7 protein-coding genes are annotated in these 13,571 nt (G+C 40.1%); 1 reads left to right on the top strand and 6 read right to left on the bottom strand.

All coding sequences use genetic code 11. The annotated features are described in order from the left end of the window. Nucleotides 1–4 precede the first annotated feature (4 nt). The 6 genes from IAE20_RS15010 to IAE20_RS15035 all read right to left on the bottom strand — a co-directional run bounded on the left by IAE20_RS15010 (nucleotide 5) and on the right by IAE20_RS15035 (nucleotide 11,758). A complete protein-coding gene (locus tag IAE20_RS15010; protein ID WP_200482826.1) occupies nucleotides 5–3,241 on the bottom strand; it encodes a condensation domain-containing protein in 3,237 nt (1,078 codons plus the stop codon). Between the two features lie 15 nt (nucleotides 3,242–3,256). Then, complete coding sequence (locus IAE20_RS16900) at nucleotides 3,257–6,517, bottom strand: non-ribosomal peptide synthetase (RefSeq protein ID WP_200482825.1); 3,261 nt, start codon at nucleotides 6,515–6,517, stop codon at nucleotides 3,257–3,259. Nucleotides 6,518–6,520: 3 nt separating this feature from the next. Further along, nucleotides 6,521–9,037, bottom strand: coding sequence for a condensation domain-containing protein (locus IAE20_RS15020; RefSeq protein ID WP_200482824.1), 2,517 nt, complete (start codon nucleotides 9,035–9,037; stop codon nucleotides 6,521–6,523). Nucleotides 9,038–9,050: 13 nt separating this feature from the next. Then, nucleotides 9,051–9,830, bottom strand: coding sequence for a 2,3-dihydro-2,3-dihydroxybenzoate dehydrogenase (gene dhbA, locus IAE20_RS15025; RefSeq protein ID WP_200482823.1), 780 nt, complete (start codon nucleotides 9,828–9,830; stop codon nucleotides 9,051–9,053). Between the two features lie 37 nt (nucleotides 9,831–9,867). Continuing rightward, nucleotides 9,868–10,497: an isochorismatase family protein gene (locus IAE20_RS15030; RefSeq protein ID WP_200482822.1), complete on the bottom strand. Its 630-nt coding sequence runs from the start codon at nucleotides 10,495–10,497 to the stop codon at nucleotides 9,868–9,870. Nucleotides 10,498–10,585: 88 nt separating this feature from the next. Then, the gene (locus tag IAE20_RS15035) at nucleotides 10,586–11,758 is read right to left on the bottom strand and encodes an isochorismate synthase MenF (protein WP_200461722.1); all 1,173 of its coding nucleotides are present in this window, start codon (nucleotides 11,756–11,758) and stop codon (nucleotides 10,586–10,588) included. A gap of 383 nt (nucleotides 11,759–12,141) precedes the next feature. Here IAE20_RS15035 and IAE20_RS15040 point away from each other — a divergent pair, with 383 nt between their 5' ends. Then, a complete protein-coding gene (locus IAE20_RS15040) occupies nucleotides 12,142–13,068 on the top strand; it encodes a helix-turn-helix domain-containing protein (protein ID WP_200482821.1) in 927 nt (308 codons plus the stop codon). Nucleotides 13,069–13,571 lie beyond the last annotated feature (503 nt).

A 13,571-nucleotide genomic window follows, 5' to 3' on the forward strand; every position in this document is an offset into this window, starting at 1 on the left:
TCCTTTATATCGCCATTTCTGGAAGTTGAATGCTGCTCAATTGACGGCGGATGTCTCTGACATCAACATGCATCGATTCACCTGGCTGGGTAATAATGTCGATGAAACAGGTTAAGACCTGCTCAGCAATCTGTCGAATCAGCTGAATTTGTGTGTCGTTGTAGCGATTGACGCGGTAGTTAATGACGACACGTAAGCGCTCTTGTTCAGAGCTTGGTTCTTCATAGACTTCAAAATGCAAACCAAACTTGGCGGTATTACGTTCAGGCTCAATCAGTTTAAAACCAATTTCATGCCCAGAATCGAGCTGAAATGCGCCTGTTAAGGCATTTTGGGCATGTAGTTGCACATACACTTCATATGGACTTTCAGTCCATTCCTCACCTTCAGCGCGAATATTGTCTTCGACAATGGCAAATGGAATATCGGCATATTCTTGTGCTTTGAAGATGTTGTTCTGAACCTGTTGTACCAGGTCTTTAATGGTCAAAGTTTCATTCAACAGGGTGTAATGCATCACCACATTGGTGAAATAGCCCATGGTGTCCTGATACAGCGGATCTTGACGACAAGCTACGGAAGTCCCAGTTAAAATCTTTTTGCCAGCACCTAAATAATGGCTTGCCAGCACCACTGCGGCATAGACTACATAGAAGAGAGAAGATCGATACTCACGCGCCAATGCGTACAATTGCTCAACTTGTAGAGCCGTAAATCCAAACTCAATCGCTGCACCGGCCACATCTGCTGTATCAAGGTGATTGTGTTGCTCTGCATCTGTGGCATAAGCAGGCAATAAAGGCGGTTGTTTCTTGATTTTTCCAATCGTATCGACCCAATACTGAATATGCGCTTGCAAGGTAGAATCATCTTGCGCCATCGCATATTCATGGAACTGACGGGGTGCCTTTTCCCAAATAGGAGCCTGACCTGCTACACGACTGCGATAGGCCTGAATCAATTCATGCATTAAGATGCCCGACGACCATTCATCCATAGCAATGTGATACAACAACATCGATAAAATATGCTGCCCCTGTTCATCTTTCATAAAACGAACACGAATTGGAAACTCTTGCATCAAATCGAAGGAATGATTGGCTTCAGCACGTAAAATTTGCTGTGCACTGTGTTCAGCCTGATATTCAGAACCCCAAAACCAAGGATGCTGATGCAACCGCTGCATGGGAATAACAGTTTGGAAAATATCCCCCCGATCCGCCTGTACAAAAATACTGCGCAAGGTATGGTGACGTTTTAGAATATCCAGAAACGCCGCATGAAAAGCCTGTTCATCCACTGCTTCACAAAAACGGAATGCAAATGGAATGTTATACATGGCATCACGTCCCTGATCCGAAAAGCCCATAAAGGCTTTTTGCAATAAAGTCAGAGGTGCAACAATTTCACGGTTTTCATCAATGGATTGCTGTTCTTCAACATGTTTATTCAATAGCTCGGCATGTTGTGCCAATTCACGTGCAGTCGGCGCATTAAAGAAATCGGCAATTTTAATCAGCACAGCATGCTGGCTTTGCAATTTACCAATCACGCGAGTAGCTAGAATAGAATGCCCGCCAAAATCAAAGAAATTGTCATCTGCTTGCAAATTCGGATTCATCAACACACTTTTAAATTCTTTTAAAATCAATTGTATGACTGATGAATAAATATTCTGACCAGATTCAATCTCGTCGATGGTGTCAGATGTGATCTGTACTTCAGACTTAACTGTTGGATCAAGATCTTGTTGGCTCGATGGATTGAGATTTTGCTGCGTCGCTGATGCAAAAATAGCATTGCCATCTGCCCATGCCCCAATATCTGCATCTATAAAATCAAGCCATTGTTCCAATAGTAAGGGGCCTATATTTTTCGATAATTTGTCCCCTATGGTTAGTTCAAAGTGAATGTCTTCATCTTTCACTTGAAATGCCAAAGTCAGATCATAGTCGGAATGAATCGGTGGAATGGCAATTGTTTCAGCCTTCACACCCTCTAATTTGAGATATTGACTAGATTCAACAAACTGAGTAATGAGCACATTCGGAATCGCATTGCGCTTGGTTTTGGTTGCCGACAAAATCCGCTCAATCGGGACATTATTCGACATCCCTTGCAGAATTTGATTACGTACATTTTCGATGATGTTGTTGATTTCACCCTTCGGTGTTTGGGATTGTTTTGATTGATCTTCACGCGCGATACGAATAGGTAAAATATTCGAACTCGATTGAATTTGACTTAAGCTACTTGCATCGTATTGCTCCACAATCGGAATAAAAAGATCCACCGAGTTTTGACCCAATAAGCGATTTAAATAACTGCCAAATATTGCCACAACTGTGTGGAAAATCGATGCTTGTGCTTGTTGGCTGAGCTGTTGAATTTTCCCAACATTCACATAGCTATAACAACGTATCGCTTTTTGCACATCGTTAAAGGTGCTGTTTTTGCCATATTCAACAATTGAACTTTGAATTTGAGTGGCTAAGCAGAATTTTGGCCAACGCACTGGCGTCAAGCCTGTAGGAAAAGCATTTTTCCAGTATTGTAATGCCGTAGTGCTGTCTTTCACTTGACGCTGTGGATTGCTCTTAAAAACATACGAGCCAGCATCAACTTGATCAGCATGTTCATAATAGTGGTTAAGTTGGCTAAAAATCGGTTGCCAAGCGGCGTCATCCAATAAGATGTGATGACCTAAAATGCCTAAAATCACCGCATCATAACTTTGTGGCAAAATGCTAAACTGAATTGCAGGTGCTTTTGCCAAATCAATGGGTTGTTTTAACCATGACAACAGATACTGAATTGCCTCTATTTCAGACTGAACGACATGAATTTTTACATCCACAGATGCCTGTTCAGCATGATATTTGCTTAAGACTCCTTCTTCATTCAGGTCATAACGCAAATTTAAATTCGATTGTCCAACATAAAGCTTTTCAATTGCCCGAGCTAAACGCGCAATATCAATTTTACCTGTAAGACGAAGCGCTAAAATAAATGGACCTGAAGATGCCAACGGGTCTTGCTGATGCATCATCCATGCACGTTCTTCTGCGAAGGAAATCTGCTGCTGTGCTTGAGTTTCTAAAGATATTTGTTCAACTGTAGTGCTAGGGTTGGATGCAGATATTATAGATGCCTCAGACTGATCTGAAAGTCCAATATCCTGCAATTTACTTGCAAATAAGTTAAACAACTCATCGCTCATAATGCTGTGCTGATGACTCATGTTCTAGTTCCCCTTTTATTTCTGATGTAGCTGCGATTCGATGTTATGCACGATCTCACCAATGGTTTTGCACTTGGCTAAATCAGAAAATTGAATCGAGGTATTGAGTTGTTGGGAAAAATGTTTGGCTAAACGACTTAAATGCCCTGAAGTCAGACCGAGTGCCAAAATTTCAGTGTCTAGCAATACATCAGATAAATCATTTGATGTGTTTAATGAACTTTGCAAATGTTCAATGACGTCTTGGGCAATTGAAGGATGAGCCTGAGCCGAGTTTGCTTGTTGAGCATGGCGACTGCGATTTTGTGCATCCACGTGTTGCAGGTCTAACTGCGAATCTGATGGCTTGATAGCTTGATTCGATGAAGCTTGTGCATAGGTTTGGTAAAGAAAATCTTGCGCGGTTTGCTTTAAGGTTTTGCGGTCAATTTTGCCATTACGTGTAATTGGGAATTGCGCTAAGGGTACCCAACGAGATGGAATATGTGAATTCGGCACATAATCTTGTAGGAACTGACGCAGTTCAGATGGGCGCATCACATTTAAATCGGTATCTTGGTGATGGATATTTTGAATCGTATAAATCGCTACCAATTCATTGCCTTCATAGACAGGATTGGTACAGGTTGTGACCACACAATCGGTGATCCTTGGATGTTTCTGTAAGGCAGTTTCCACTTCGGATGCAGCAATACGCACCCCACGCACCTTTAAGTAACCTTCATCACGACCGGCAAAAATAATATTACCATCTTCACGTAAATAACCTTTATCACTCATACGGAAGACACGATGCACTTCACCATTGGGCAGAGTTAGAAGTACAAAATCCTTTTGAGTGATCTTGCCATCGAGCAGATAACCATTGGCAAGGTTAATGCCAGACATATAGAGCTGTCCTACCACGCCTGGCGGACAGAATTCACCCCACGGATTCAAAATGTAATAGCGGTTATGCTCTATTTCCTTACCATAAGGAATCACATCGATATCTTCAGGAGTAATTTCATGCCAAATACTCCAAATGGTAGTCTCTGTTGGGCCACCAATCGAAATCAGACGGGTATTCGGTAATATTTCACGTAACTTTTGCACAACGGACGGTTTGACATAATCACCGCCTTGGTTAATCAGACGAATGCTTTGTAATTGTTTTGGATCCGCAGAGGTCAATAACATGTCCGCCATTGCAGGTACGGTACACCAGATCGACACCTGATAACGTTCAATCAACTGCGCCCAAACCACTGCACTTTTAGCTTCTTCCCAAGTTGGGACGACCAATGTACCGCCGACAGAAAGTGGTGCCATTAGATCAAAAATCGACATGTCATGGTGGAATGGTGTTGCTGCCAAATGAATGTCATTCTGATTGATGCACCAAAACTCGATAGTTTCTTGCAGCACATGTGCTGTGGCACGGTTATTCAGTACCACACATTTCGGTGTGCCTGTACTGCCTGAGGTATATAGATAATACGCGGGCGATGCATCATGATGATGTTGCCAGATGATTTCAGATTCAAATGCCGATTCTGCACTGCCTGAATGTAATTGCCCGTGCGTCGAACCTTTTAGTGTTTCATCGATATTTAGGGTTAGTAAGCCTTCAACTGGAGTAGTCGAAATCGCCAAGTCTGCACGACTATTGGATAAGATGTATTGCTGTCTGAGTTGTGGCGAATCCATATCGACAGGCAACCAGATAATACCCGACAAGGCGCAAGCCAAAATGGCATAGATATGTTCTGGACTTTTGCGTAAACAGATCGCAACAACTTGATTCGGACCAATTTGTGCCAAATCTAAAGCACGACGGACTTTCGCGACATTAGCACCCAGTTCAGCATAAGAGATAGATTGCCCTTCATAAATGAGTGCTATTTTATTAGGAATCTGTTCAAACAAATGACGCTGAATATTGGCTAGATAATCCACCACCTCGACATGCTGATAATCATCTGAACTCTCTGTATCATCGTCTAATGTTGCAACATGAGAGAAACGTTTCGGTTGTTCTAATTCAGTTTCGAGCTGGTTTGAATCATTGAGTCGTTTTGATAAAGCATCCACCATATCCTGAATCATGGCTGGACTTAATGCCTGTTCAATAAAATCAACATCAATCACCAAATCTGAACTTGCCGAAAATGAAAGACGAATATCTAAAGCCAATTGTGGGGTTTGGGTTTGCCCTCCGACATAACGCAGTAGTGAAGATTCAGAAGGTTTTACCCAAGACAAGCCATTGGTCAAAGCCACAGGCAGTACAATGGATTCTTGCAAGTTTTTAATCAGGTATTTGGAAAGCTCAATACCCGAATACGAAGTGTGGGTCATGGATTCCAGAATTTGCTTTTGTGTCGTCTTAATCTGTTCGACAAGGCTGATGTCTGGATGGTATTGATAATCCAGCACAATAAAGGAAGAGCTATTTCCCACCTTTTTATGTAAAGCTGAATTGGAGACTGGCATTGAAATCAGCAGTTTCTGCTCTTCAGTCCACCGTGAAATCACCTCTAAAATAAGTGTGGTCAGTAATGCATTTGGAAAGACTTTATATTGCGCAGCCAGTTTGGAGAGCGCGTCAAACTGGGCTTTTTCAATGACAACTGTTCTACGTGAATAAGTCGGCTCAAGAATACTGTCTAAAGCATTTGCCCAAGGTAATTGAGTTACTTCTTCGACTTGTGCCAATTTTTGCTGCCAGAATTGACGATCTTTTTCTAAAACTTCAAAAAAACTGCGATCCATCTGATTGAAATTTAGGTCTGCAATGTTTGACAAAAGACTTAAGCCTTTCTTGAGATCAAAGAGTTGATCTAAAATGACTGAAATCGAATAACCATCAATGATCAAACCATCAAAACTGGTCAACACCACTGAGGACACTTCAGCTGATTCTGGCAATTGAATCAATGCAATCTGCCAAGGTGGTGTACTCAGATCATGAGAAAAATGGCGATATTCATTTCGTAATATTTCCAGTTGAATGGTCGCTTCTGTCAAATTGAAATGAGATAAATCATAAATTTTCAGATGCTGGATCACATCAATATTGCACTCAACCCGCTGAACCAGCTGTGTTTCATCAATAACGGTATGTAATGCAGGATATAACTCGATGAGTTGAGCTAAACGCTGTGCCAAAATTTCAGCATCCATCTGTCCTTGAAACTCCCGAAAGTCATGCATTGAAGACTGACTCAGCGGGAACATTTTACTTTTACCCAATAAATAGGCTTTTTGCATTGGGGTTAATGGTGTTGGATTCATTTTTTATTTCCCCTCGATGACTTGCATAAACACGTCAGCAATGCGCTGTGCAGTATCAGGCAGTTTTTGTTCAATCAGTCTGGCGATATTTGTTGCATTACGCTGTGTGAAAATGTCCACCACACTTATTTCGGCATCCTTGAAATATTGATTTAAAGCTGCGACCAAATGCGTCGCTAACAAAGAGTCACCCCCTTCATCAAAGAAATCCAAATCGCTGTTGGCTTGTTGCTGTGGCAAACCAATAATCTTCGTCATGATAAAAGTCACCACATTCTCAAGAGCTGCGCTTTGTACTGGTCGCGGTTGTGCGTATTCTATTGATACATGCGTTGCCATAAAGTGATGGAGATTTTCAGTTGATAGATGTGCAGTAAAGGGCTGAAGATCACTAACCACATAGCTCTGCTCAGGTATTAAATACTGCGGTAAAACATTCGTATAAGCTGCGTGTAAATCTGAGGAGGACAGCTGTTGATGACACGTTAACACAGCCACGATTGCGGATTTACCTTGCTTTTCAACCGCATAGACTTTGACTTGTTGTACACATGCAATTTTTGTAATTTGTGCTTCAATGCTTTGCACTTCAATGCATTGACCATTTTTTAAAATAAGCTGATGTGAATGCTCAAACAGGTGTAACTGCCCTTGATCATCGATATAGGCTTGAACACCTATATCGATCCATTCAGATTGATCTGATGGATACCTTGCATTGGAATTCGCATCATCAAGATTCAAGACCAATCGACCTAAGACCCAAGCTGGGCAATCCACCTCCAGACCATTTAGAATACGATAAGGCGTATTAGCATGCGCTTTCGGGAATTTTGCCAAGATCTGTTCAGTTAAAGGCGCTTTGACTTGATTTTGTTGCTGATTTTGCGACTGAATTAGCTGTGATGTGTATTGAGACAGTGCATTTAAAGTTTGCGCAAATGCAGGACTACCCACTGTCAATACATGCTGTATTAACTGAATATAATGATCGAACATGCCTTGAATGACATTCGATTTAAAAGCATGTGTACGAATATCCCAGTTGATGGCTAAGCCCTGATTGAAATAGGCAATCTGTACATCCAAATCGACTTTTGGACCTTGGGAAATACACCATACAGGTTGCCCTAATGTACTTTGCAATTGCTCCGAGAATATCTCACCTTCATCCAATGCCGATGTAAACACAATGGGAGAAACTTCCAGCTGTTGGCGATGTTTTGATAAATCACGCAGTACATGAATCCCCCCATAGCGGTAGTACTCATAAATTTGATCGACATCGCGTTCAATCCGTTTAACAGTATCCAGTAAACTTTCATGACCATTGAGCTTTAAACTCAGCAGACTGATCTGAGTGAAATCACCCACCACATGATTAATATTTTGCGAATCAGACTCACGGATAAAGGCTGGTAAATTCAGACGAAACTCAGGTGTAGATGACCAATTTGCAATACTTTGCGCAAATAGGCTTAAACATACACTGCGTACAGATACACCCTGCATCTGTGCCAAACTTTGCAAACGGGCACGCTCATCTGCATTAAAAATATGAATAAGACGTTCAAAATGATGTTGATCTGCTCTTAAGCCCTCAGCGACCACAGGTAACTGCGGTGGAGGTGAAATGGTATCTAGCTGTGACTGCCACCATTGTTGATCTTGCTGAATTTGGGCTTGCAAATCCACGTGATCACGACGCTGGTTTAAATAGTTAAAATAGTCAACGCCATCCAAGTTTAAATCTGTAAGTTTTTCACCGCGATATAAGGCACTTAAGTCTTCCACAACAATCAAAAAGCTTTGTGGATCAATTGCAGACATATCCGAATCAAGATGTAAAATATGACGTTGTTCTGGTAAAAGACTTAACTTCACATCCAACACATACCCATGTGCAATGTTTAATTGTTGATGGCTTAAACACTCACGTTTTGCTTTTAAATGTGCCTCAATGTCTGCTGAATTCAACTGAGTCAGATCTTCAATCTGAATCTGCTGATGCTCAATCGACTTAATACTTTGCTGACCCTCACGAATGGATGCACTCAGCATGGGATGACGCTGAATTAACTGTTCAAAGGCACATTGTAATTGAGGAATATCTAAATCTTTTCCCTCAAATTCCATATACAGATGTGCCGATACACCTTCGGTTTCTCGCCCTGCCCAATAGGCATATTGCATGTCTGATAATGGCACTGCATTTGTTGGTAAGTGTTGCAGCCAATTTGATAATGTCGAGGTCTTTTTCGTAGCTTCATTCAAATCTGAATCTGCTTTATTCAGCGTTATATCCTGAATCAGTTGATGCCAGTCCTGTACCGTTGGTGACATGGCAAAATCGGCATAGGACAATGAGGTATTATATTTCTTCTCAAAATGATCGACCAACTGCATAATCGCCAATGAATGCAAACCGTGTTCAATCAGATTGTCTTCGGGCTGAATCTGAATGCCATCTACTTGAAGGACTTGGTGAATCTGTGCGGTAATTTCTTGCCGTAATTGCATTGTCATCGTTCCTTTACTGACCTAAAGTTGCGCCGCCATCAATCACCAGATCATGCATGGTGATCTGTGAAGCTTGATCGCTAATCAGGAACATCACGGCATTGGCTATGTCTTCGGTCAGCGCAATTTTTTGTAAGGGAATACCTACTTTGTACTGCGCTAAATTGCCATGAATGGTTTGCTGTTCACCTGAATCATCTTTCCAGAGTTGACGGAGCATGGGCGTTGCAGTTGAACCTGGTGAGACGATATTGACGCGCACGCCATATTCAGCCAGTTCCAAACCGACCGTTTTACTAAAACTGCTCAATGCGGCTTTTGATGCACCGTAAGCCGCCATATTGATGCGTGGCGCATGTACTGAATTGGACGACACCATCACAATGCTGCCTGCACGTTTGGCACGAAAATGTGGACTTAAATGTTTTAAGAAATAAAATGGCGCAAAGGTATTCACTTCAAAAGTTTGTTGCCAAGCTTCAATCGGCAAGGTGTCGTGACTATCCAAATGCAACACTCCTGCCGCATTGATGAAATAATCTGGCGCTAAAGTGTTGAGTAGTTTTTGACACAAATTTGAAATTTGCGATGAATCACGAACATCACATTGGTGTACTTCGTAACGGTCATTCTCGATAATGTTATTGGTGGACATGTCAAAACCCACCACATAAATATTTTGAGCAATCAATTGTTGCATGATTTCTGCACCCATGCCCTGATTGACTCCAGTCACCCATGCAATTTTCTGAGTATTGGCTTGGATCGATGCTTGTGTTTGTACTTGTGTCATGATAACTCCTTATTCAAATGATGATTCATCTTGAAATTTATGAAGCAATCACGCTTTGAGCATCTTCAACGACACCCAAATTACGGTGTACATATTGCAAAGCAAATAAATGTTCTGTCAGACTAAAGTCAGCAACTGAATCTCCCACTACAAAAGGCTGTATACCATTCATAAAGGCTTCCGCAGCGGTTTGAAGGACACCAATATGGGCATATACACCACAAATAATCAGCTGATCTTTTTCTGTTTCTTTTAAAATCTTTTGCAGATCTGAATTGTAAAATGCACTATAACGCCATTTGGTCAGCACATGATCTTGTTGCGTTGGTGATAATTTTTCGACAATTTCAGCTTGTTCAGGATAAGCCGTTAAGCCAGGTCCCCACATGTCATTCAGCAAGGCACGATCTTCATCCTTTTGTTCTGCAGGCTGTGCGGTATAAAACACAGGAATATGATTTTCCATACACCATGTTTTCAGTTGGGCGATATTATTGATCACATCCTGAATCAGTGGAGAATCTTCACCATAAAAATTAATGAAATAATCCTGCATATCGTGAATCAGTAGGGCTGCACGTTTTTTATCAATTTTCCATCTCACTTTGGCAGCGGGATAATCTTTTTTAAACGGAAGCGGATAGCTTTGGATTTTTGGAATTACCATGATGATGCCTATTATCGTGTATCAGTTATAAAGTATGTCTTTGAGGAGTAATCTGGCGGTATATGCTATGAACCTGTATTGGGCTTAATCAAGTTTCACAAGTCGCATTCAAGGTTTTCAGTAAGGTTTGCATTTTTGCTTCTGTTTCATTCCACTCCAGTTCGGCTTCTGACCCTTTAACGATGCCTGCACCTGCGTATAATCGAAGATTGTTTTCTGTCAGCAGCCCGCAGCGAATCGTCACAACCCATTCACCGTTGCCTTCCGCATCCATCCAGCCAACCAGCCCTGCAAAATAATGACGGTCATAACCTTCATGTTTTAAAATAAAATCTTTGGCTAACTGGGTTGGAGCACCGCAAATTGCAGGGGTGGGATGAAGTGACAAAGCCAGTTCTAGAGCATTGGTCTGCTTTGATTTCAATTGACCTTCAAACACCGTGGACAGATGCATCATGGTGGTGGTTTTTAAAATCTCAGGTTTTTCTGAAAGGCTTAAATCCTGGCAAAATGGTTTTAAGTGTTTGAACACGCTATCGACAACAATTTGATGTTCATAAAGATCTTTTACTGATGCATAAAGATCATGAATTCGTGTTTGATTGATATGTTCATGATCACTCAAAGGACGTGAACCCGCTAAGGGATTGCTTCTTACCACCTGATCCTGTTTGAAAATCAGCAGTTCAGGACTTGCCCCTAAAAGATGTGCATTGCCTTCGACTGGAATTGCAAAACTAAAGGCATGCGCATTTTTTTGGGCCAAGGTTTGAACCAAGGTATAGGGGTTTTGTGGATGTTTAAGCTCAAAATCAACTGCCTGTGACAACACAATTTTTTCTAGATTATTTTTCTCAAACTGTTGTAAAGCTTCGTCTATCTTCTTTGCAAAATGTTCCCTTGCAACGAGTCGTTGCTGGCCATTCAAAGTCAATGAATGGTCCTTTTGATGTTTTGCAAGATCATTAACAGATTCAGCATATTGTTTTTGATGCTGACGATAAATATTGAGTGTAGACGGCTGTGCTGTATCAAATGGAATCGCACCCACTAAGACTGGATTTGTCGCTTTATCCTGAGATAAGCGACTAAATATATTTTGGATGGTCGTTAAGAGTTTTTCCTGATTTTCTGCAGCCAATCGAACTGTTTCGATAAGTTCAGAGGTATAAAGTTGATAGTCTTTTGTTAAAAAACAAGATGACTTGCAGTTTTGTATAGGTTCAAATGCATAATCAATTGATAAACTCATATCATTCATAAAGCCTCCTTTGCTATAACACGTGTGTAGTTTTAGTTGATCTATCATTAAAATTTTCTACACGAATCGGCTTGAAATAAATGATATTAAGAATCATTATTATTTAATACAAAGAATCGGATGTATTTTTTATAGTTATGGGAAACCTTATGATTTAAAAAAAAATTATCTTAGGTTTAGGAATAGCATTCAAACTTGATTTTAGAGTATCGGATTTCAGTCAAGTGATGAAAGAGGCCATTTATTGTTTTCTTTATATATGAATAGCTTAACGATTCACTCATTGACAAAAACTGAGCATTTATAACAACAAAATGCTATTGACTTGTCTGATGGTTTAAAATGAAAATGATTCTCGCTTATATTTAGCATGGACTTTCACAATGTCTATTTATATTGATTCGCACAAAGCAGTACTAAAACAAGTCGGTGATATATTTCTAGATATGTATTCACCTCTTCCCAATCACCATCTGAATCAATTTAATCCTTCAGATGGTGATGGTTACAGTGAAATTTATGATTTTGGGAAACTCTGCGTAGGTAAAGGCAAATATTGGATCGATCACCCATTAAAAATGAGTGCCGAAACGACCACCAATACTTTCGGAATCACGATTCTTCTTTCAGGTACACATCACATTAAAAATCATTATAGTAATCATGAATATCAAATTCGTTCACCCATGATTATTTTGAGAAAAGGAAACCTAGGTTTACAGACCATTTATCTTCAAGAACACAAAAAAATGGCTTTAATTACATTAGATTTTAATGAAACTTTTCTAGAAATTATGCAAGCCAATTTTCAGCATCATGATTTGGCAAAATTTTTCTTAGCGGATTCTAATCCTGCACTTAAAACCATCAATATTCCGAATAAAAATATACTTCATCAGGCACATTATTTATTAAATCTCCCTCCTGCACAGTCATCTATTGATTTATTGCATTTAGAAGGTGCAGCTTTAGAGCTGATGAGTCTATTATTGGATCAACATAGTAAGTCAAATCAAATTCCTGCCCCTATTCATAAAAGTATTGCAATTTTAGAGTCAGAATTTGAACAAAAAATCACGATTCGAACTTTGGCTAAGCGTGTTGGTATAAACGAATGTGATTTAAAGCGCCTATTTAAAGAATATACAGGAAAGACAATTGGTCATTATTTATTAGAAATTCGCATGAAACATGCTCAAATATTATTGAAAGATGGTGTTCCAATAGAAAATGTAGCCAATCAGATTGGTTACAGCAGCGCACAATACTTTAAGCAAATTTTTGAACGACATTTTGGTTATAATTGTTAATTTCGTTTCTAATATTTAGCCCAGTACTTTTATATATACACCTTATAGCGCTTAGGTTTTTACCTGATTAAACACACATTAGATATTCTTTAAATGTTTTTCATTTAATTTTTACTTGAAAATACCATGCTTGATTTTATCGTCCATAAGATTTTTAAGTACATGTAGATCATAATTTTCTGATTTGTCTGTTTCATACATCTTATGATCTAAACGTAAGACTTGCTCATTTCGCTCTTTGGCGTATTGCTATCCAAATGGCATGGGTTCAGGCGGTATAAAATCTTGTTGCTCTATATAATAGCTGGATAGAACCCAGAGGGCGTAGAGCAAGAAGCTCGTTCAGTAAAGAGCAGGTTTGATTTCGTCCTTGTTTACCTGGCAAGTACACATACCAGAGGGTATTGGAATCAAACCAAATGAGGGTATTTCCACAAATGATCAAAGCTTGGTTGTAAGAAGACAAATTGTTTGTACGATAGATTTTAGGAGCAGGCTTATTC

Origin of the sequence: Acinetobacter sp. S54, from assembly GCF_016624945.1 — a bacterium.
In the GTDB taxonomy this organism is placed as follows: domain Bacteria; phylum Pseudomonadota; class Gammaproteobacteria; order Pseudomonadales; family Moraxellaceae; genus Acinetobacter.